Annotated in this window: 18 protein-coding genes; all 18 read left to right on the top strand. The window is 62.8% G+C overall.

Features of this window, described 5'->3' with window-relative positions; all coding sequences use genetic code 11:
* The first annotated feature begins 80 nt into the window (after positions 1-80).
* The 18 genes from rpsB (at position 81) to tilS (ending at position 20,815) form a co-directional block, all read left to right on the top strand.
* A complete protein-coding gene (gene rpsB, locus LU688_RS22045; protein ID WP_023629884.1) occupies positions 81-818 on the top strand; it encodes a 30S ribosomal protein S2 in 738 nt (245 codons plus the stop codon).
* Between the two features lie 187 nt (positions 819-1,005).
* The gene (gene tsf, locus LU688_RS22040) at positions 1,006-1,869 is read left to right on the top strand and encodes a translation elongation factor Ts (RefSeq protein WP_023629890.1); all 864 of its coding nucleotides are present in this window, start codon (positions 1,006-1,008) and stop codon (positions 1,867-1,869) included.
* A 178-nt stretch (positions 1,870-2,047) separates the two neighbouring features.
* Positions 2,048-2,791 carry a UMP kinase gene (gene pyrH, locus LU688_RS22035; RefSeq protein ID WP_023629889.1) on the top strand — a complete coding sequence of 248 codons (744 nt, stop codon included), beginning with the start codon at positions 2,048-2,050 and terminating at the stop codon, positions 2,789-2,791.
* On the top strand, positions 2,788-3,345 hold the full coding sequence (gene frr, locus LU688_RS22030; protein ID WP_094011636.1) for a ribosome recycling factor: 558 nt from the start codon (positions 2,788-2,790) through the stop codon (positions 3,343-3,345). Before pyrH ends, frr begins: the two co-directional genes overlap by 4 nt.
* A gap of 16 nt (positions 3,346-3,361) precedes the next feature.
* Entirely contained in the window at positions 3,362-4,117 is a 756-nt protein-coding gene (gene uppS, locus LU688_RS22025) for a polyprenyl diphosphate synthase (protein ID WP_046854395.1), read from the top strand.
* Complete coding sequence (locus tag LU688_RS22020; protein WP_104444982.1) at positions 4,117-4,932, top strand: phosphatidate cytidylyltransferase; 816 nt, start codon at positions 4,117-4,119, stop codon at positions 4,930-4,932. Before uppS ends, LU688_RS22020 begins: the two co-directional genes overlap by 1 nt.
* Entirely contained in the window at positions 4,929-6,119 is a 1,191-nt protein-coding gene (gene ispC / locus LU688_RS22015; protein ID WP_094012425.1) for a 1-deoxy-D-xylulose-5-phosphate reductoisomerase, read from the top strand. The genes LU688_RS22020 and ispC overlap by 4 nt, the downstream gene beginning before the upstream one ends.
* A gap of 42 nt (positions 6,120-6,161) precedes the next feature.
* Positions 6,162-7,514: an RIP metalloprotease RseP gene (gene rseP, locus LU688_RS22010; RefSeq protein WP_094012424.1), complete on the top strand. Its 1,353-nt coding sequence runs from the start codon at positions 6,162-6,164 to the stop codon at positions 7,512-7,514.
* A gap of 76 nt (positions 7,515-7,590) precedes the next feature.
* A complete protein-coding gene (gene bamA / locus LU688_RS22005) occupies positions 7,591-9,951 on the top strand; it encodes an outer membrane protein assembly factor BamA (RefSeq protein WP_094012423.1) in 2,361 nt (786 codons plus the stop codon).
* 44 nt (positions 9,952-9,995) lie between these two features.
* Positions 9,996-10,499 carry an OmpH/Skp family outer membrane protein gene (locus LU688_RS22000; protein ID WP_023629834.1) on the top strand — a complete coding sequence of 168 codons (504 nt, stop codon included), beginning with the start codon at positions 9,996-9,998 and terminating at the stop codon, positions 10,497-10,499.
* 1 nt (position 10,500) lies between these two features.
* On the top strand, positions 10,501-11,556 hold the full coding sequence (lpxD, locus tag LU688_RS21995; RefSeq protein ID WP_094012422.1) for a UDP-3-O-(3-hydroxymyristoyl)glucosamine N-acyltransferase: 1,056 nt from the start codon (positions 10,501-10,503) through the stop codon (positions 11,554-11,556).
* 112 nt (positions 11,557-11,668) lie between these two features.
* A complete protein-coding gene (fabZ, locus tag LU688_RS21990; protein WP_003252314.1) occupies positions 11,669-12,109 on the top strand; it encodes a 3-hydroxyacyl-ACP dehydratase FabZ in 441 nt (146 codons plus the stop codon).
* Entirely contained in the window at positions 12,106-12,882 is a 777-nt protein-coding gene (lpxA, locus tag LU688_RS21985) for an acyl-ACP--UDP-N-acetylglucosamine O-acyltransferase (RefSeq protein ID WP_023629836.1), read from the top strand. Before fabZ ends, lpxA begins: the two co-directional genes overlap by 4 nt.
* Before the next feature lies 1 nt (position 12,883).
* On the top strand, positions 12,884-14,011 hold the full coding sequence (lpxB, locus tag LU688_RS21980) for a lipid-A-disaccharide synthase (RefSeq protein ID WP_038706686.1): 1,128 nt from the start codon (positions 12,884-12,886) through the stop codon (positions 14,009-14,011).
* 1 nt (position 14,012) lies between these two features.
* Positions 14,013-14,636, top strand: a complete 624-nt coding sequence (rnhB, locus tag LU688_RS21975) for a ribonuclease HII (RefSeq protein ID WP_023628727.1) — start codon at positions 14,013-14,015, stop codon at positions 14,634-14,636.
* Positions 14,637-14,803: 167 nt separating this feature from the next.
* Positions 14,804-18,328 (top strand): DNA polymerase III subunit alpha, encoded by a 3,525-nt coding sequence (gene dnaE, locus LU688_RS21970; RefSeq protein WP_023628728.1) that lies wholly within the window; start codon positions 14,804-14,806, stop codon positions 18,326-18,328.
* Positions 18,329-18,433: 105 nt separating this feature from the next.
* Positions 18,434-19,381, top strand: coding sequence for an acetyl-CoA carboxylase carboxyltransferase subunit alpha (locus LU688_RS21965; protein WP_023628729.1), 948 nt, complete (start codon positions 18,434-18,436; stop codon positions 19,379-19,381).
* A gap of 138 nt (positions 19,382-19,519) precedes the next feature.
* Positions 19,520-20,815 carry a tRNA lysidine(34) synthetase TilS gene (gene tilS / locus LU688_RS21960; RefSeq protein WP_038706685.1) on the top strand — a complete coding sequence of 432 codons (1,296 nt, stop codon included), beginning with the start codon at positions 19,520-19,522 and terminating at the stop codon, positions 20,813-20,815.
* Positions 20,816-20,821: the final 6 nt, after the last annotated feature.

Below are 20,821 nucleotides of genomic sequence, written 5' to 3'. Positions count from 1 at the left end.
CTGGGTGCCCGGTTTCCCTGGAAACACGGGTTGGTCATTGGGATACGTGGAGGCCCAACCCGACTTATCAAGGAACTATCATGTCCCAAGTCAACATGCGCGATATGCTGAAGGCCGGTGTGCACTTCGGCCACCAGACCCGTTACTGGAACCCGAAAATGGGCAAGTACATTTTCGGCGCGCGCAACAAGATCCACATCATCAACCTGGAAAAAACCCTGCCGATGTTCAACGAGGCTCTGTCCTTCGTAGAGCGCCTGGCCCAGGGCAAGAACAAGATCATGTTCGTCGGCACCAAGCGTTCCGCCGGCAAGATCGTCGCCGAGCAAGCAGCTCGTTGCGGTTCGCCATACGTTGATCACCGCTGGTTGGGCGGCATGCTGACCAACTACAAGACCATCCGCGCTTCGATCAAGCGTCTGCGTGACCTGGAAACCCAGGCCGAAGATGGTACTTTCACCAAGCTGACCAAGAAAGAAGCTCTGATGCGTTCGCGCGATCTGGAGAAGCTGGACCGCAGCCTGGGTGGTATCAAGGACATGGGCGGTCTGCCTGATGCTCTGTTCGTGATCGACGTCGACCACGAGCGCATTGCCATCACCGAAGCCAACAAGCTGGGCATCCCGGTTATCGGCGTTGTCGATACCAACAGCAGCCCTGAAGGTGTTGACTACATCATCCCAGGTAACGATGACGCCATCCGCGCTATCGAGCTGTACATGACTTCGATGGCCGACGCCGTCATCCGCGGCCGCAACAACGTTGCCGGCGGCACTGAAGTCTATGTTGAAGAAGCGGCTGCACCTGCTGCCGAGTAATTGACGCTTAGCGTCTACTTGGCACGCAAAAAGGGGGCTTTGCCCCCTTTTTGCCACCTTGAAATCCTGCTGTCAGCGAAGGCCCCGCATCATGGGCCGGCTGAGGTATAAAACAGCGGATTTGCAGAATTTAACGCCCGTGACGAACGGGTGGAATGGTTGAAAAACTTTCCAAGAGGATTTTGAAATGGCAGCAATTACTGCAGCGCTGGTCAAAGAACTGCGCGAGCGTACCGGCGAAGGCATGATGGATTGCAAGAAGGCCCTGGAAAAGGCCGGCGGCGACATCGAGAAAGCCATTGACGACATGCGTGCCTCGGGCGCCATCAAGGCCGCCAAGAAGGCTGGCAACGTTGCCGCCGAAGGCGCCATCGCCGTCAAGACCGACGGTAAATCCGCCGTCCTGCTGGAAGTGAACTCGCAGACCGACTTCCTGGCCCTGCAAGACGACTTCAAGAACTTCGTTGCCGAAAGCATCGAACAGGCCTTCGCCGAGAAGCTGACCGACGCCGCTCCGCTGATCGCTTCGCGTGAAGCTGCTCGTGAAGCCCTGGTCGCCAAGTGCGGCGAAAACGTCAACATCCGTCGCCTGGTGCGCGTTGAGGGTGACGTTGTCGGTGCCTACCTGCACGGTAACAAGATCGGTGCAGTTGTTGTCCTGAAAGGCGGTGACGTCGATCTGGCCAAGAACATCGCCATGCACGTTGCCGCTTCGAACCCAGAGTTCCTGGACGCGTCGGAAATCTCCGCCGAGGCCATCGAGCGCGAGAAGAACGTCTTCCTGCAGCTGAACGCCGACAAGATCGCCGGCAAGCCGGAAAACATCGTTGAAAACATGATCAACGGTCGTATCTCCAAGTTCAAGGCCGAAGCCTCGCTGAAAGAGCAAGCCTTCGTGATGGATCCGGAAGTCAAGGTCGGCGCGCTGGCCAAGAAAGCCGGTGCCGAAATCGTTTCCTTCACCTACTTCAAGGTTGGCGAAGGTATCGAGAAGCCGGTTGACGACTTCGCTGCCGAAGTTGCCGCCCAGGTAGCTGCCGCCAAGCAGTAAGACGGAGTCGTCTGTCGCCCCAAAGAGGCTGCCCGCTCACGCGCGCAGCCTCTTTGTCAAAGCGGGAGTGGTTTACCAGACCGCTGCTCGCTGACGCAGTAGCTGCGTCACGCTAGAGTTACGCGCAGGCTGAAAACAGCCAGCCAGATTTTTACAAACGCCGCAGGAGAGATTCGCAATGGCTCAGCAGGGCAGTGGTCATCAGGCTCGCTATAAACGCATTCTACTCAAACTTAGCGGCGAGGCCCTGATGGGCTCGGAAGAGTTCGGGATCGACCCCAAGGTCCTGGATCGCATGGCGCTGGAAGTCGGCCAACTGGTCGGCATCGGCGTCCAGGTCGGCCTGGTGATCGGTGGTGGCAACCTGTTCCGTGGTGCGGCGCTCAGCGCAGCCGGCATGGATCGGGTCACTGGCGACCACATGGGCATGCTGGCCACCGTGATGAACGCACTGGCCATGCGCGACGCGCTGGAGCGGGCGAACATCACCGCGATCGTCATGTCGGCCATCTCCATGGTCGGTGTAACCGATCACTATGATCGCCGCAAGGCCATGCGCCACCTGAACTCGAAAGAAGTCGTGATCTTCGCTGCCGGTACCGGCAACCCGTTCTTCACCACCGACTCCGCCGCTTGCCTGCGCGCCATCGAAATCGATGCCGACGTGGTATTGAAGGCAACCAAAGTCGATGGTGTATACACTGCAGATCCATTCAAGGACCCGCATGCCGAGAAGTTCGATCATCTGTCCTACGATGAAGTGCTGGATCGCAAGCTGGGTGTAATGGACCTGACGGCAATCTGCCTGTGCCGCGATCACAAGATGCCGTTGCGCGTCTTCAACATGAACAAGCCCGGCGCCCTGCTGAACATCGTGCATGGCGGCGCGGAAGGAACTCTGATCGAGGAAGTTCAAAAATGATCAACGAAATCAAGAAAGACGCCCAGGCGCGCATGCAAAAGTCGCTGGAGTCGCTGATCCACGCATTTGGCCAGATCCGCACCGGCAAGGCGCACCCGAGCGTCCTGGGCAGCGTGATGGTGCCTTACTATGGCACCGACACCCCGCTGGCCGGCGTGGCCAGCGTGACCGTGAAAGACAACCAGACCCTGCAAGTGGTGCCTTTCGAGCGCAACATGCTGGGCGCCATCGACAAGGCCATCGGCAGTGCCGGCTTGAACCTCAATCCGACCAATCTGGGCGAGTTGCTGCTGGTCAACATGCCCCCGCTGACCGAGGAAACCCGCAAGGGCTTCACCAAGCAGGCCCGCGCCGCAGCCGAGGATGCCCGAGTTGCCGTGCGCAACATTCGTCGTGACGCCATGAGTGACCTGAAGAAGCTGTCCAAGGACAAGGAAATCAGTGAAGACGAAGAGCGTCGTGCCAGTGCCGAAATCGACAAGCTGATCAAGGATTACGAGGCGAAGATCGCCAAGGCTACCGATGATAAAGAAAAGGACCTGATGGCCATCTAAGGGTCAGGACACCTTCATGGAAAAGACCAAGCAGACTGTGCCCTCCGTGGTGCCGCGTCACGTGGCGATCATCATGGATGGGAATAATCGCTGGGCGAAGAAGCGCTTCATGCCCGGCGTTGCCGGGCATAAAGCGGGTGTCGATGCGGTACGCGCCGTGATCGAAGTGTGCGCCGAGGCCAAGGTCGAGGTGCTCACGCTGTTCGCGTTCTCCAGTGAGAACTGGCAGCGACCGGCGGACGAAGTCAGTGCCCTCATGGACCTGTTCTTCAAGGCGCTGCGCCGCGAGGCCAAGCGCCTGAACGATAACAACATCAGCCTGCGCATTATCGGCGACCGCTCACGCTTCCACCCTGAACTCCAGGCTGCGATGCGCGAGGCCGAGGCTGCGACCGCCGGCAGCAACCGCTTCATCCTGCAGATCGCCGCCAACTACGGTGGCCAGTGGGATATCGCCCAGGCTGCCCAGCGCCTGGCGCGTGAAGTGCAGGCCGGTCATCTGCGCCCGGACGACATCACCCCGGATCTGCTGCAGACCTGCCTGGTCACGGGCGACCTGCCATTGCCCGACCTGTGCATCCGCACCGGTGGCGAGCACCGCATCAGCAATTTCCTCTTGTGGCAGCTGGCCTACGCCGAGCTGTACTTCTCCGACCTCTATTGGCCGGACTTCAAACACGAGGCCATGCGCAATGCGCTGGCCGATTTCGCTTCGCGCCAGCGCCGCTTCGGTAAGACCAGCGAGCAGGTCGAAGCCGGAGCCCGTGCTTAATGCTTAAACAACGCATCATAACCGCCCTGATCCTGCTGCCGATCGCGGTGGGTGGTTTCTTCCTGCTCAATGGTGGGGATTTCGCCCTCTTCATCGGTTTCGTGGTGACGCTCGGCGCCTGGGAATGGGCGCGCCTGGCCGGCCTGGTGGCGCAGCCGCTGCGTATCGCCTACGCCACCGTGGTCGCGGGCGGGCTGATGCTGCTCTACCTGATGCCCGACCTTGCGCCCTGGGTGCTGGGCGCTTCGGTGATCTGGTGGGCGCTGGCCACGTGGTTGGTGCTCACCTATCCGCGCAGCGGCGAGCTGTGGAGTAGTGCCGCCTGTCGCCTGCTGATCGGCCTGCTGGTGTTGCTACCCGCCTGGCAGGGCCTGGTGCTGCTCAAGCACTGGCCGCTGGGCAACTGGCTGATCCTGGCGGTCATGGTGCTGGTCTGGGCGGCTGATATCGGCGCCTATTTCTCCGGCCGTGCCTTCGGCAAGCGCAAGCTGGCGCCACAGGTCAGCCCGGGCAAGAGCTGGGAGGGCGTGTATGGCGGTCTCGCGGTCAGCCTGCTGATCACCTTGGGCGTGGGCATTGCCCGTGACTGGAGTGTCGGTCAGGTGCTGCTGGGCTTGCTGGGCGCCGTGGTGGTGGTGATGTCCTCGGTGGTCGGCGACCTGACCGAGAGCATGTTCAAGCGTCGTGAAGGCATCAAGGACAGCAGCAACCTGTTGCCGGGCCATGGTGGCGTGCTTGATCGCATCGATAGCCTGACTGCGGCGATTCCGATGTTTGCCGTACTGTTGTGGGCGGCTGAGTGGGGTGTGATGTGAGTCGCGTGCAACGCATTACCGTGCTGGGGGCCACCGGCTCCATTGGCTTGAGCACGCTGGACGTCATCGCTCGCCACCCTGACCGTTACCAGGTGTTCGCCTTGAGCGGCTATTCGCGCATCGACGAACTGCTGGCCCTGTGCGAGCGCCATTGCCCGGCCTATGCCGTGGTGCCGAGCGCCGAGGCGGCCGGGCGGCTGCGCGCGGGGCTGGCCAAGGCCGGATGTGCCACCGAGGTGCTGGAAGGTGAGGCCGGGCTGTGCCAGGTCGCCTCTGCATCGGAGGTCGATACCGTGATGGCCGCCATCGTCGGCGCTGCCGGCCTGCGTCCGACCCTGGCCGCGGTCGAGGCGGGCAAGAAGGTGCTGTTGGCCAACAAGGAAGCCCTGGTGATGTCCGGGGCCCTGTTCATGCAGGCGGTGCAGCGCAGCGGCGCGGTGCTGCTGCCGATCGACAGCGAACACAACGCGATATTCCAGTGCATGCCCGGTGACTACGCCCGTGGCCTGGGTGCTGTCGGCGTGCGTCGGATCCTGCTGACTGCCTCTGGCGGCCCGTTCCGCGAAACCCCGGCCGAAGCTTTGCTGGATGTCACGCCGGAACAAGCCTGCGCCCATCCGAACTGGTCCATGGGGCGCAAGATTTCGGTCGACTCGGCGAGCATGTTGAACAAAGGCCTGGAACTGATCGAGGCCTGCTGGCTGTTCGACGCCAAGCCTTCGCAGGTTGAAGTGGTTGTGCATCCGCAGAGCGTCATTCACTCGTTGGTGGACTATGTCGATGGCTCGGTGCTTGCCCAGTTAGGCAACCCGGACATGCGCACGCCGATCTCCAATGCCCTGGCCTGGCCGGAGCGCATCGATTCGGGCGTGGCGCCGCTGGACCTGTTCGCCATCGCCCGTCTGGATTTCCAGGCCCCCGACGAACAGCGCTTCCCATGCCTGCGCCTGGCGCGTCAGGCTGCCGAGGCGGGCAACAGTGCGCCGGCGGTGCTCAATGCCGCCAATGAAGTGGCTGTCGAAGCGTTTCTCCAGCGGCGTATCCGCTTCCCGGAGATCGCGGGTATGATCGAACAGGTGCTCGACCAGGAGCCTGTGGTGGCATTGCCCACGCTCGACGCGGTATTCGCCGCCGACCAGCGTGCCCGGGAGCTGTCCCGGGAATGGTTGCGACGCCACGGCCGCTGAAGCCTGCGGCCGGCTCCGCCGAATGTCATCCGGAGATAGGACATGACTGCGCTCTACATGATTGTCGGCACGCTGATTGCGCTCGGCGTGCTGGTCACCTTCCACGAGTTCGGCCACTTCTGGGTGGCGCGGCGCTGCGGGGTCAAGGTCCTGCGTTTCTCGGTGGGCTTCGGCACGCCGTTGCTGCGCTGGCACGATCGCCAGGGCACCGAGTTCGTTGTCGCCGCGATTCCTTTGGGCGGCTACGTCAAGATGCTCGACGAGCGCGAGGGCGAGGTGCCTGCGGCGCTGATCGAGCAATCGTTCAACCGTAAATCGGTACGCCAGCGCATCGCCATCGTGGCGGCCGGCCCGGTCGCCAACTTCCTACTCGCCATCCTGTTCTTCTGGGTGCTGGCCATGCTCGGCTCGCAGCAGGTGCGCCCGGTCATTGGCGCGGTCGAGGCGGGCAGCCTTGCGGCCAGCGCCGGGCTGGGCGTCGGCCAGGAAATCGTTTCCATCGATGGCAAGCCGACCAACGGCTGGTCGGCGGTCAACCTGCAGTTGGTACGTCGCCTTGGCGAGAGCGGCACGCTGCGAGTGGGCGTGCTCGACGAAGGCGCAACGACCGAGCGCCAGCTCGACATTACTCTGAACAATTGGCTTAAAGGCGCCGATGAGCCTGACCCGATCCAGTCACTGGGGCTGCGCCCGTGGCGACCTGCGATGGTTCCGGTGCTGGCGGAGATCGATCCAAAAGGGCCGGCCGCTGCCGCCGGGCTCAAGACCGGTGACAAGCTCCTGGCACTCGACGGTGTGGCGCTGGGCGACTGGCAGCAGGTGGTCGACGCGGTCCGTGCTCGCCCCGAGCGTACGGTGAGCCTGAGCATCGAGCGCGACGGCGCGACGCTCGAAGTACCGGTCACCCTGGCGCGCAAGGGCGAAGGCCAGGCATCCGGTGGTTACCTCGGCGCCGGGGTCAAGGCCGGCGAATGGCCGGCGAAGATGCTCCGCGAGGTCAGTTACGGCCCGCTGGAGGCGGTGGGCGAGGGCTTGTCCCGCACATGGAACATGAGCGTCCTGACCCTCGAATCGCTGAAGAAAATGCTGTTCGGAGAGCTCTCGGTAAAAAACTTGAGCGGACCGATAACCATTGCTAAAGTGGCGGGCGCTTCAGCCCAGTCGGGCGTTGGGGATTTCCTGAATTTCCTGGCCTACCTGAGCATAAGCCTAGGGGTTCTGAACCTGCTGCCCATCCCCGTACTGGATGGGGGGCATTTGCTGTTCTACCTGATCGAGTGGGCGCGCGGTCGTCCACTCTCGGATCGGGTGCAAGGTTGGGGGGTCCAGATCGGTATCAGTTTGGTCGTTGGGGTGATGTTGCTCGCCCTGATCAACGATCTGGGTCGACTATAAAAGCTTCGCTCAATCGCGAAACCTGCCGCTTTCTTTGCGGCGGGTTGTTTATTGCCAGTTGGAATAAAAGGACTTCATGAAACGTCTGCTGCTAACTGCGGTGCTCTCCGCACTGATGATCGCTGAAGTTCACGCCGAGTCCTTCACCATCTCCGATATTCGTGTCAACGGCCTGCAGCGGGTTTCCGCCGGCAGCGTGTTTGGCGCGTTGCCGCTGAACGTCGGTGACCAGGTCGACGACCGCCGTCTGGTGGACTCCACTCGCTCGCTGTTCAAAACCGGCTTTTTCCAGGACATCCAGCTGAACCGCGACGGCAATGTCCTGATCATCAACGTGGTCGAGCGCCCTTCGGTGTCGAGCATCGAGATCGAAGGCAACAAGGCGATCAGCACCGAAGACCTGATGAAGGGGCTCAAGCAGTCGGGCCTGGCCGAGGGCGAGATTTTCCAGCGCGCGACGCTGGAAGGCGTGCGTAACGAGCTGCAGCGCCAGTATGTGGCCCAGGGCCGCTACTCCGCTGAAGTTGACGCCGAGGTCGTGCCGCAACCGCGCAACCGTGTCGGCCTGAAGATCAAGATCAACGAAGGTACCGTGGCCGCGATCCAGCACATCAACGTGGTGGGCAACACGGTCTTCGACGACGAGACCCTCGGCCAGCTGTTCGAACTCAAGACCACCAACTGGCTGTCGTTCTTCAAGAACGACGACAAGTACGCCCGCGAAAAACTGTCTGGTGACCTGGAGCGCCTGCGTTCCTACTACCTGGACCGCGGCTACATCAACATGGACATCGCCTCCACCCAGGTGTCGATCACTCCGGACAAGAAGCACGTCTACATTACCGTCAACATCAATGAAGGCGAGAAGTACACCGTACGCGACGTCAAGCTGTCCGGTGACCTGAAAGTGCCGGAAGACCAGGTCAAGTCGCTGCTGCTGGTGCAGCCTGGCCAGGTGTTCTCGCGCAAGGTGATGACCACCACGTCCGACCTGATCACCCGTCGCCTGGGTAACGAAGGCTATACCTTCGCCAACGTCAACGGCGTGCCGCAACCGAACGACCAGGATCACACCGTCGACATCATGTTCGTCGTCGATCCGGGCAAGCGTGCCTACGTCAACCGCATCAACTACCGCGGCAACACCAAGACCGAAGACGAAGTGCTGCGCCGCGAAATGCGCCAGATGGAAGGCGGCTGGGCGTCGACCTACCTCATCGACCAATCCAAGACCCGCCTCGAGCGCCTGGGCTTCTTCAAGGAAGTCAACGTCGAGACGCCGCCGGTGCCGGGCACCGATGACCAGGTCGACGTCAACTACAGCGTCGAAGAGCAGGCCTCCGGCTCGATCACCGCCAGCGTCGGTTTCGCCCAGAGCGCGGGCCTGATCCTCGGTGGCTCGATCAGCCAGAACAACTTCCTGGGTACCGGTAACAAGGTCTCCATCGGCCTGACCCGCTCCGAATACCAGACCCGCTACAACTTCGGCTACGTCGATCCCTACTTCACCCCCGATGGTGTGAGCCTGGGCTACAACGCCTTCTACCGCAGCACCGACTACGACGACCTCGACGTCGACGTGGCCAGCTATGCGGTGGACAGTTTGGGTGCCGGTGTCAGCCTCGGCTACCCGATCAGCGAGACCTCGCGCCTGACTTACGGCCTGACCGTGCAGCAGGACAAGTTGAAGACCGGCCGCTACACCGTCGATGAGATCTTCAAGTTCATCCAGGACGAAGGCGACAACTTCCTCAACTTCAAGGCTTCGATCGGCTGGTCCGAGTCGACCCTGAACAAGGGCGTGCTTGCCACCCGTGGTCACTCGCAGAGCCTGACCCTCGAGACCACCGTGCCGGGCAGCGACCTGTCGTTCTACAAGCTCGACTACCGTGGCCAGCTGTTCAAGCCGATCAACAATGACTACACCCTGCGCCTGCACACCGAGCTGGGCTACGGTGACGGCTATGGTTCGACCAATGGTCTGCCGTTCTACGAGAACTACTACGCGGGCGGCTTCAACTCCGTGCGTGGCTTCAAGGACAGCACCCTGGGCCCACGCAGTACGCCGAGCCGTGGCGCGGCCGTGACCGGCAACCAGGGCACCATCGCCGACCCGGACCAGGATCCGCTGCCGTTCGGTGGTAACGTCCTCGTTCAGGGTGGTGTGGAGCTGCTGTTCCCGCTGCCGTTCGTCAAGGACCAGCGTTCGCTGCGCACCTCCGTGTTCTGGGACGTGGGTAACGTGTTCGACACCAACTGCGGTTCCAAGCCGGATTGCACCAAGGTCGGTTTCTCGGACATGGCCAGCTCCGTCGGTCTGGGCGTAACCTGGATCACCGCGCTGGGCCCGCTGAGCTTCAGCCTGGCGATGCCGATCAAGAAACCGGACGACGCCGACACGCAAGTGTTCCAATTCTCTCTGGGCCAGACCTTCTGAGGTCGGCCCTTGCATAACGACAACGGATTATCCAGGAGTGCATCGTGCGTAAGTTGACTCAACTGGCCCTCGTGGCCGCGGCGCTGGTCGCCACCCCGGCTTTCGCCGAAATGAAAGTTGCCGTGCTGAACTATCAGATGGCCCTGCTGGAATCCGATGCGGCCAAGAAGTACGCCGTTGACGCGGAGAAGAAATTCGGCCCGCAACTGACCAAGCTCAAGGGCCTGGAAAGCAGCGCCAAGGGCATCCAGGACCGTCTGATCAAGGGCGGCGACAAGATGCCTCAGCCAGAGCGCGAGCGCCTCGAGCTCGAGTTCAAGCAAAAGGCCCGCGACTTCCAGTTCCAGTCCAAGGAACTCAACGAAGCCAAGGCCGTGGCCGATCGCGACATGCTCAAGCAGCTCAAGCCCAAGCTTGATGGCGCTGTCGAGGAAGTGATCAAGAAGGGCGGCTTCGACCTGGTGCTCGAGCGTGGCGCGGTCATCGATGTCAAGCCTCAGTACGACATCACCCGCCAGGTCATCGAGCGCATGAACCAAGCCCGTTGATATGACCGTGACCATGACACTCGGCCAGCTGGCCGAAGCCCTCGGGGCCGAGCTCAAAGGCCCCGAGGCGCTGGAAATTACCGGGTTGGCCACCTTGCAGGAGGCCGTTTCCGGGCAGCTGAGTTTCCTGGCCAACAAGCAGTACCGCAAGTTCCTGGACGACTCCACGGCCAGCGCGGTACTGCTCAAGGCCGAGGACGCCGAAGGTTTCGCCGGCAACGCCTTGATCGTCGCCGACCCGTACCTGGCTTACGCGCGCATCTCGCACCTGTTCGATCCGAAGCCCAAGGCTGTGGCGGGAATCCATCCCAGCGCCGTGGTTGCCGAGGATGCCCAGGTGGATGCCAGCGCCAGCATTGGTCCGTTTGCGGTGATCGAAAGTGGTGCGCACATTGGCGCCAACGTGACGGTCGGCGCGCACTGTTTCATCGGTGCCCGTTGCCTCATCGGCGAGGGTGGCTGGTTGGCACCCCGTGTCACGCTGTATCACGATGTGACCATTGGCAAGCGTGTGGTCATCCAGTCCGGGGCGGTGATCGGTGGTGAGGGCTTCGGCTTTGCCAACGAAAAGGGCGTCTGGCGCAAGATCGCACAGATTGGCGGCGTCACCCTGGGCGACGATGTCGAGATCGGCGTGAACACCGCGGTGGACCGCGGCGCCCTGTCGGATACGCGCATCGGTGATGGCGTCAAGCTCGATAACCAGATCCAGATCGCCCATAACGTGCAGGTCGGTGACCACACGGCGATGGCGGCCTGCGTCGGTATCTCGGGCAGTACCCGCATCGGCAAGCACTGCATGATTGCCGGTGGTGTTGGGATGGTCGGTCACATCGACGTCTGCGACAATGTTTTCGTCTCCGGCATGACCATGGTGACCCGTTCTATTACCGAACCGGGTGGCTACTCTTCCGGAACGGCCATGCAACCTTTGGCTGAATGGCGCAAGAGCGCCGCTCGCATTCGCCAGCTGGACGAGATGTCCAAGCGTCTCCAGCAGCTGGAAAAGCGTGTCGACACCGTGACCTCAGGTGGCCAGCCGACATCAGAAGGCTGATACCATTTACTGAGCGAGCGTTACCGTCGCTAGCTGGCTCCTCTTTGGATCTGCAAAAGGAGCGTGTGGTCAGCACCTGCGCTCCCTATTCTTATACAGGCTTCCCCCCGAAATGATGGACATCAACGAGATTCGCGAATACCTGCCTCACCGTTACCCGTTCCTGCTGGTGGACCGGGTGACGGACCTGGACTTCGAGGCCCAAAGCATTCGTGCCTACAAGAATGTCAGCATCAACGAGCCGTTCTTCAATGGCCACTTCCCGGCACATCCGATCATGCCGGGCGTGCTGATCATCGAGGCGATGGCCCAGGCGGCCGGAATTCTCGGATTCAAGATGCTCGACGCCAAACCGGCTGACGGCACGCTTTACTACTTTGTCGGCTCCGACAAGCTGCGTTTCCGCCAGCCAGTGCTGCCGGGCGACCAGCTGGTCCTGGAAGCCAAGTTCCTCAGCCGCAAGAGCATGATCTGGAAGTTCGAATGCCGTGCCCTGGTGGACGGCAAGCCAGTTTGCTCGGCCGAGATCACCTGCGCGGAACGCTCCCTATGAGTTCGATTGACCCACGGGCGATCATCGATCCTTCGGCCAGGCTGGCCGAGGGTGTCGAGGTTGGCCCCTGGTCGATCGTAGGCCCCGATGTCGAAATCGGGGAGGGCACCATCATTGGCCCGCACGTCGTGCTCAAAGGGCCGACCCGTATCGGCAAGCACAACCGCATCTACCAGTTCTCCTCGATCGGTGAAGACACCCCTGACCTGAAGTACAAGGGTGAGCCGACGCGCCTGGTAATCGGTGACCACAACGTGATCCGCGAGGGTGTCACCATCCATCGCGGCACCGTGCAGGACCGTTCCGAAACGACGCTGGGCGATCACAACCTGATCATGGCCTATGCCCACATCGGCCATGACAGCGTCATCGGCAACCACTGCATCCTGGTCAACAACACCGCGTTGGCCGGGCACGTGCACGTGGGCGACTGGGCGATCCTGTCGGGCTACACGCTGGTGCACCAGTACTGCCATATCGGCGCTCATGCCTTTTCCGGCATGGGTACCGCGATCGGCAAGGACGTGCCGGCCTACGTGACGGTGTTCGGCAGCCCGGCCGAGGCGCGCAGCATGAACTTCGAAGGCTTGCGCCGTCGCGGTTTCAGCGACGAGGTGCTGCATGCACTGCGTCGCGCCTACAAGATAGTCTATCGCCAGGGCCTGACCGTCGAAGAGGCGCTCAAGGAGCTGGACGAGCTGGTGAGCCAGTTCCCGGAAGTCGACCTGTTCCGTCATTCGATCGCCAACTCCGCCCGCGGCATCACGCGCTGACATGGCCCAACTTTGCGTGGCGCTGGTCGCGGGCGAGGCCAGCGGTGACATCCTCGGTTCCGGCTTGATGCGTGCCATCAAGGCGCGCCACCCCGATGTACGTTTCATCGGCGTCGGTGGGCCCTTGATGGAAGCTGAAGGCATGACTTCCTACTTCCCGATGGAACGCCTGGCCGTCATGGGTCTGGTCGAGGTACTCGGGCGTCTGCGCGAGCTGCTCAAGCGGCGAAAGCTGCTGATCGAGACACTGATCGGTGAAAAGCCCGACGTGTTCATCGGTATCGATGCACCTGATTTCACCCTCAATATCGAACTCAAGCTGCGCCAGGCCGGGATCAAGACAGTGCATTACGTCAGCCCGTCGGTCTGGGCCTGGCGGCAGAAGCGTGTGCTGAAGATCCGCGAGGGGTGCGACCTGATGCTCACCCTGCTGCCGTTCGAGGCTCGCTTCTATGAAGAGCAGGGCGTGCCGGTGCGCTTCGTCGGCCACCCGTTGGCGGATACCATTCCCCTCGAGGCTGACCGTGGCGCGGCGCGTGCCGAGCTGGGCCTGGGCGATGGCCCGGTGATTGCCCTGATGCCCGGCAGCCGTGGCGGCGAAGTGGGGCGCCTGGGCGCCCTGTTCCTCGACGCGGCCCAGCGCCTGCGCGAGCTGGTGCCTGGCGCACGTTTCGTGCTGCCGTGCGCCAATGCCGCGCGTCGCGCCCAGGTCGAGCAGATGCTCGAAGGGCGCGAGTTGCCGCTGACCTTGCTCGACGGCCAGTCGCACAAGGCCCTGGCGGCGTGCGACGCGGTGCTGATTGCCTCGGGTACCGCCACCCTGGAGGCGATGCTGTACAAGCGGCCGATGGTGGTGGCCTATCGCCTGGCGCCGTTGACGTACTGGATTCTCAAGCGCATGGTCAAGAGCCCCTACGTGTCGCTGCCCAACTTGCTCGCCCAACGCCTGTTGGTGCCCGAGCTGCTGCAGGACGCCGCCACCAGCGAGGCCTTGGCGCAAACCCTGGCGCCGCTGGTCAAGGATGGTACGCAGCAGACCGACAGCTTCGACCAGATCCACCGCACCCTGCGCCGCGATGCCTCCAACCAGGCGGCCGACGCGGTGCTTGCCCTGTTGAAGGACCACTGACATGCAGATGGGGCTGGATTTCAACCTGGTCGAGGAACTGGTGGCCGGCGTCGATGAAGTGGGCCGTGGTCCGCTGTGCGGCGCGGTGGTAACCGCAGCGGTGATTCTCGATCCGCGCCGGCCGATCCTCGGCCTGAACGACTCGAAGAAACTCACCGAGGCCAAGCGCGATGCGCTGTTCGACGAGATCTGCGAGAAGGCGCTGAGTTTCTGCATCGCTCGCGCCGAGGTCGAGGAAATCGACCGTCTGAACATCCTCCATGCGACCATGCTGGCCATGCAGCGTGCCGTCGAAGGGTTGCACGTCACGCCGAAGCTGGCACTGATCGATGGCAACCGCTGCCCGAAACTTTCGGTGCCAGCGGCTCCGGTGGTCAAGGGGGATTCGCAGGTGCCGGCGATCGCCGCCGCATCGATTCTGGCCAAGGTCACCCGTGACCGCGAGATGAGCGCGTTCGAGCTGATCTACCCGGGTTATGGGATCGGCGGGCACAAGGGGTATCCGACTCCAGTGCACCTTGAGGCCCTGGCCCGTCTTGGGCCGACGCCCATTCACCGGCGCTCGTTCGCGCCTGTTCGAGCTGCCTGGGAAGCCCGTGAGGGCGCTTCCACCCTGCTGATCTGATCGGCGCCATTCATCGCGGGGCAAGCCTGCTCCCACGCCGAGTTGCGTGGGAGCACGCTTGCCCCGCGATGCATTCTGCAATCAACCGCTGACCTGCAGGCGAGGCAAGCGCAGAGCAATACGCTACAATCCCGCCCTTGTCGTTCAGCACTGCTACAGGATCCTCCATGTCGGTCTCCTTCGTTCACCTTCGCGTGCACTCCGAATTCTCCCTGGTCGACGGCCTGGTGCGGATCAAGCCGCTGGCCAAGGCCCTGGCCGGGATGAACATGCCGGCGGTGGCGATCACCGACCAGAGCAACATGTGCTCGCTGGTGAAGTTCTACAAGACCGCCATGGGCGCCGGCATCAAGCCGATCTGCGGTGCCGACCTGTGGCTGGCCGGGGTCGATCCGGAAGCGCCGTTGTCGCGCATCTGTTTCCTGGCCATGAACCCCAAGGGTTACCGCAATCTCACCGAGCTGATCTCGCGTGGTTGGACCGATGGCCAGCGCAATGGCCTGGTGATCATCCAGCGCGACTGGATCGCCCCGGCCAGCGAAGGGCTGATTGCCCTCTCCGCCGGCAAGGAAGGCGACATCGGCATGGCGTTGATGGCCAATCGTCAGGACGAAGCCCAGGCCCTGCTCGCCGACTGGATGAGCATGTTCCCCGAGCGCTTCTACGTCGAGGTTCAGCGCACCAACCGCGCCGGTGACGAGGAGTACGTGCACGCTGCCGTGGCCTTGGCCGACAAGCTCGGTGCGCCGCTGGTGGCAACCAACGACGTGCGTTTCGTCAAGCAGTCGGACTTCGATGCCCACGAGACCCGCGTGTGCATCGGCGAGGGCTGGACCCTGGACGATCCGCGCCGCCCGCGTGGCTACAGCGACCAGCAGTACCTCAAGTCCGCCGAAGAAATGGCCGAGCTGTTCAGCGACCTGCCGGACGCCATTGCCAACACCGTGGAGATCGCCAAGCGCTGCAACATCACCGTGCAGCTGGGCAAGTACTTCCTCCCCGACTTCCCGACGCCCAACGGCATGGGCATCGACGACTACCTGCGGCATGTTTCCCACGAAGGCCTGGAGGAGCGCCTGGCGGTGCTCTGGCCGAAGGAGACCACGCCCAATTACGAAGAGAAGCGCCAGGTCTACCTGGACCGCCTGAAGTTCGAGCTGGACATCATCATCCAGATGGGCTTCCCCGGTTACTTCCTGATCGTTATGGACTTCATCAAGTGGGCGAAGAACAACGACGTGCCGGTCGGCCCGGGCCGGGGTTCGGGTGCCGGTTCGTTGGTGGCCTACGTGCTGAAGATCACCGACCTCGACCCGTTGGCCTACGACCTGCTGTTCGAGCGCTTCCTCAACCCTGAACGTATTTCCATGCCCGACTTCGACGTCGACTTCTGCATGGACGGCCGCGACCGGGTGATCGACTACGTGGCCGAGGCCTACGGGCGCAACGCGGTGAGCCAGATCATCACTTTCGGCACCATGGCCGCCAAGGCGGTGGTGCGTGATGTGGCGCGGGTGCAGGGCAAGTCCTATGGCCTGGCCGACCGCCTGTCGAAGATGATTCCGTTCGAAGTGGGCATGACCCTGGAGAAGGCCTACGAGCAGGAAGAGATCCTGCGCGACTTCCTCAAGGGCGATGAGGATGCGCGCGAAATCTGGGACATGGCCCTCAAGCTAGAGGGTGTGACCCGGGGTACCGGCAAGCACGCCGGTGGCGTGGTGATTGCACCGACCAAACTCACCGATTTTTCGCCGATTGCCTGCGACGAAGAGGGCGGCGGCCTGGTGACCCAGTTCGACAAGGACGATGTCGAGGCCGCGGGCCTGGTGAAGTTCGACTTCCTTGGTCTGCGGACGCTGACGATCATCAAGTGGGCGATGGAGATCATCAACCGCGAGCAGGCCAAGAAGAACCTGCCTGACGTCAATATCGACTTCATCCCGCTGGACGACCGCAAGACCTACGAGCTGTTGCAGAAGGCCGAGACCACCGCGGTGTTCCAGCTCGAATCACGCGGCATGAAAGAGCTGATCAAGAAGCTCAAGCCCGACTGCCTGGAAGACCTTATCGCATTAGTGGCGCTGTTCCGTCCCGGCCCGCTGCAGTCGGGCATGGTGGACGACTTCATCAACCGCAAGCACGGCCGTGCGGAGCTCGCCTACCCGCATTCCGATTACCAGTACGAGGGCCTCAAGCCGGTACTGGCGCCCACCTACGGCATCATCTTGTACCAGGAACAGGTGATGCAGATCGCCCAGGTGATGGCCGGCTACACCCTCGGTGGCGCCGACATGCTGCGCCGGGCCATGGGTAAGAAAAAACCCGAGGAGATGGCCAAGCAGCGCGGCGGTTTCATCGAAGGCTGCGTTGCCAACAACATCGATGCAGACCTTGCCGGTAACATCTTCGATCTGGTAGAAAAGTTCGCCGGTTACGGCTTCAACAAATCCCACTCCGCCGCCTATGGCCTGGTCTCCTACCAGACAGCATGGTTGAAGACCCACTATCCGGCGCCGTTCATGGCTGCGGTGCTGTCGGCGGATATGCACAACACCGACAAGGTAGTGGTGCTGGTCGAGGAAGTTCGCAGCATGAAGCTGCGTCTCGATGCCCCGGATGTGAACTTCTCCGACTTCAAGTTCACCGTCAACAACGATGGCCGTATCGTTTATGGCCTGGGTGCGATCAAGGGCGTGGGCGAAGGCCCGGTAGAGGCGATCGTCGAGGCGCGCGCGCAGGGCGGCCCGTTCAAGGACCTGTTCGATTTCTGTGAGCGCATCGATCTCAAACGCGTCAACAAACGTACCCTGGATGCGTTGATCCGCAGTGGCGCGCTGGATCGTCTCGGGCCGCACTTCCATGACGAGATCAAGGCCTACCAGGCCAACATCGACATCAATCGCGCGATCCTGCTCTCGGCACTGGGTGAGGCCGTCAAGGCCGCCGAACAGGCGGCTCATACCGCCGACAGTGGCCATGTCGACCTGTTCGGCGGCATGTTCGACGAGGTAGATGTCGACGTCTATGCCAATCATCGCAAGGTGCGCGAACTGACGCTCAAGGAGCGCCTGAAAGGCGAAAAGGACACCCTCGGCCTGTACCTCACCGGGCATCCGATCGATGAGTATGAGACCGAGATCCGCCGTTTCGCCCGTCAGCGCATTGTTGATCTGAAGCCCGCGCGGGATACCCAGACCATCGCCGGGATGATCATTGCCCTGCGCGTGATGAAGAACAAGAAGGGTGACAAGATGGGCTTCGTCACCCTCGACGACCGTTCCGGGCGCATCGAGGCCTCGTTGTTCGCCGATGCCTTCATGGGCGCCCAGGCCCTGCTGCAGACCGACGCCATGGTGGTGGTGGAAGGGGAGGTCAGCAACGACGACTTCTCCGGTGGCCTGCGCCTGCGGGTCAAAACGGTGATGACCATGGAGGATGCGCGTACCAAGCTGGCCGAAAGCCTGCGCCTGAAGGTCGCCCACGACGCGCTCAAGGGTGACCGCCTGAACTGGCTGGGCGAGCTGATCACCCGTCACCGCGGTGGCTGCCCGATCACCCTGGAGTACACCGGCAGCGACGCCAAGGCCATGCTGCAGTTCGGCGACCAGTGGTCCATCGACCCGGCCGATGGCCTGATTCAGGCGCTGCGTGACCAGTTCGGACGTGAGAACGTCTTCCTGCAATACCGTTGAAACGACGAATTTTAATCTCGACCTATATGCGCCTGATCCCTTAAGGTAGGGCGCCAAACGGATCAACCGGCCGGCCGCCTGGCCGTAGACCCAAGACGGAAGCCTATGAACCCGAATTTCCTCGATTTCGAACAGCCGATTGCCGACCTGCAAGCCAAGATCGAAGAGCTGCGCCTGGTGGGTAACGACAACTCGCTGAACATCAGCGATGAAATTGCCCGTCTGCAGGACAAGAGCAGCACCCTGACCGAGAGCATCTTCGGCAACCTGACCAGCTGGCAGATCGCCCGCCTGGCCCGTCACCCACGCCGCCCTTACACCCTCGACTACATCGACCACCTCTTCACCGAGTTCGAAGAGCTGCACGGCGACCGTCACTTCTCCGACGACGCCGCCATCGTTGGTGGCACCGCGCGCCTGGACGACAAGCCGGTGATGGTCATCGGCCACCAGAAGGGCCGTGAAGTGCGCGAGAAGGTGCGCCGCAACTTCGGCATGCCGCGCCCTGAAGGTTATCGCAAGGCCTGCCGCCTGATGGAAATGGCCGAGCGCTTCAAGATGCCGATCCTGACCTTCATCGACACCCCGGGCGCCTATCCGGGCATCGACGCCGAAGAGCGCAACCAGAGCGAGGCCATTGCCTGGAACCTGCGCGTCATGGCGCGTCTGAAGACGCCGATCATCGCCACCGTGATCGGTGAGGGTGGTTCCGGCGGCGCACTGGCCATCGGCGTGTGCGACCAGCTGAACATGCTGCAGTATTCCACCTACTCGGTGATCTCGCCGGAAGGCTGCGCCTCGATCCTGTGGAAGACTGCCGACAAGGCCGCCGACGCCGCCGAGGCCATGGGTATCACCGCCGAGCGCCTGAAGAGCCTGAACATCGTCGACAAGGTCATCCAGGAACCGCTGGGCGGCGCCCACCGTGATCCGGCCAAAATGTCGGCGAGCATCCGCGCCGACCTGATCGAACAGCTGGACATGCTCGGCAAGCTCGACAACGACGCGCTGCTCAAGCGGCGTTACGATCGCCTGATGAGCTACGGTCTCTGATGGATTCCAGGGGCCGCTTTGCGGCCCTTTCGCCGGCAAGCCGGCTCCCATGGGGGAATGCATACTTCTGTGGGAGCCGGCTTGCCGGCGAAAGGGGTGTGAAACGCCCCCCGCGATTTCCATCACGGTGAGGTCCAGGTGATCAACCTTACTCGCCAGTTTGCCCCTTGGCTCAACGCCCCCGCCTGGTACGTCGCCTTCTCCGGCGGCCTGGACTCCACCGTCCTCCTGCACCAGCTCGCCGATTACACCCGCAACCATTCAACGCCGCCCCTGCGCGCCATCCATGTCCATCACGGCCTGCAAGCCGCCGCCGATGCCTGGCCCGATCACTGCCGAGCGGTGTGTGCCGCCCTGGGTGTCGAACTCGATGTGGTCCCTGTCCAGGTCGCCCCTGGCGCCAGCCTCGAACAGTCGGCCCGCAACGCCCGCTACGACGCCTTCGAAAAACGGCTGGGCTCAGGCGAAGTGCTGTTCACCGGCCAGCACCGTGACGATCAGGCCGAGACCCTGCTGTTTCGCTTGCTGCGCGGCGCCGGCCTGCGTGGGTTGTCCGCCATGCCGCAACAGCGGCCGCTAGGGCAGGGCAGCCTGGTGCGCCCATTGCTGGGGCTGTCGCGCCAGCAGCTGCAGGCCTACGCCGACATGCACGGGCTGGTATGGATCGACGACCCTTCCAATAGCGATACGGCCTTTGCCCGCAACTTCCTGCGCGGCGAGGTCTTCCCAATCCTGCGCCAGCGCTGGCTACAGGCCGAAGCCAACCTGGCACGCAGTGCCGAACACCTGGGCGAGGCGATGGGCCTGCTGGACGAACTGGCCGCCACCGACCTGGCTCCGGCCTGCGACAATGCGCCGCTGCCCTGGCTCGGTCTTGCCTCCCTCGACCTCGCCGTACTCAAGGCGCTGTCACCGGCGCGCCAGCGCAATGCCCTGCAATACTGGCTCGGCCGCCGCACGCGCCAGCCGGACAGTCGCCACTGGGCCGGCTGGGACGACCTGCGTGACGCGGCAGGCGATGCCTGCCCGATCTGGCGCCTGACCGACGGTCAGTTGCAGCGCAGCCACGGGCGCATCTGGTGGCTGGACGGGCAATGGCTCCAGGCTCCGGCGGGTGAATGGGCGTGGCCGAACCCGTCCAGGCCCCTGGCGTTGCCGGGCAACGGCCAGGTGTGGCTGGAGGGCTGCGTGGACGCCGCCGGCCTGCGCATCGCCTACCGTCAAGGCGGCGAAGTGCTGGAGGTCAGCGGCCGTGGCCGGCGCGACCTCAAGCGTCTGCTCAACGAGCTGCAGGTCCCGCACTTCGTGCGCCCGCGCCTGCCGCTGCTGTACCGCGGCGAGCAATTGCTGGCGGTGGCCAATCTGCCCGGACTCGCTCAGGCCGAAGGCCAACTGCACTGGCAACCGCCGACGAACGTGCAAGGTTTGAGCTGAAGGGTA

This window comes from Pseudomonas soli (genome assembly GCF_021283165.2).
Taxonomy (GTDB): Bacteria; Pseudomonadota; Gammaproteobacteria; order Pseudomonadales; family Pseudomonadaceae; genus Aquipseudomonas; species Aquipseudomonas soli.
Note: the sequence above shows the minus strand (reverse complement) of the source record. Positions and strands in the feature narration are given on the sequence as shown.

Coding starts and splice junctions, on each gene's coding strand:
- dnaE (WP_023628728.1), top strand. CDS start 14,804: ATGTCGGTCTCCTTCGTTCACCTTCGCGTGCACTCCGAATTCTCCCTG.
- lpxA (WP_023629836.1), top strand. CDS start 12,106: ATGAGTTCGATTGACCCACGGGCGATCATCGATCCTTCGGCCAGGCTG.
- frr (WP_094011636.1), top strand. CDS start 2,788: ATGATCAACGAAATCAAGAAAGACGCCCAGGCGCGCATGCAAAAGTCG.
- tsf (WP_023629890.1), top strand. CDS start 1,006: ATGGCAGCAATTACTGCAGCGCTGGTCAAAGAACTGCGCGAGCGTACC.
- bamA (WP_094012423.1), top strand. CDS start 7,591: ATGAAACGTCTGCTGCTAACTGCGGTGCTCTCCGCACTGATGATCGCT.
- rseP (WP_094012424.1), top strand. CDS start 6,162: ATGACTGCGCTCTACATGATTGTCGGCACGCTGATTGCGCTCGGCGTG.
- LU688_RS22020 (WP_104444982.1), top strand. CDS start 4,117: ATGCTTAAACAACGCATCATAACCGCCCTGATCCTGCTGCCGATCGCG.
- fabZ (WP_003252314.1), top strand. CDS start 11,669: ATGATGGACATCAACGAGATTCGCGAATACCTGCCTCACCGTTACCCG.
- lpxD (WP_094012422.1), top strand. CDS start 10,501: ATGACCGTGACCATGACACTCGGCCAGCTGGCCGAAGCCCTCGGGGCC.
- rnhB (WP_023628727.1), top strand. CDS start 14,013: ATGCAGATGGGGCTGGATTTCAACCTGGTCGAGGAACTGGTGGCCGGC.
- lpxB (WP_038706686.1), top strand. CDS start 12,884: ATGGCCCAACTTTGCGTGGCGCTGGTCGCGGGCGAGGCCAGCGGTGAC.
- uppS (WP_046854395.1), top strand. CDS start 3,362: ATGGAAAAGACCAAGCAGACTGTGCCCTCCGTGGTGCCGCGTCACGTG.
- pyrH (WP_023629889.1), top strand. CDS start 2,048: ATGGCTCAGCAGGGCAGTGGTCATCAGGCTCGCTATAAACGCATTCTA.
- LU688_RS21965 (WP_023628729.1), top strand. CDS start 18,434: ATGAACCCGAATTTCCTCGATTTCGAACAGCCGATTGCCGACCTGCAA.
- rpsB (WP_023629884.1), top strand. CDS start 81: ATGTCCCAAGTCAACATGCGCGATATGCTGAAGGCCGGTGTGCACTTC.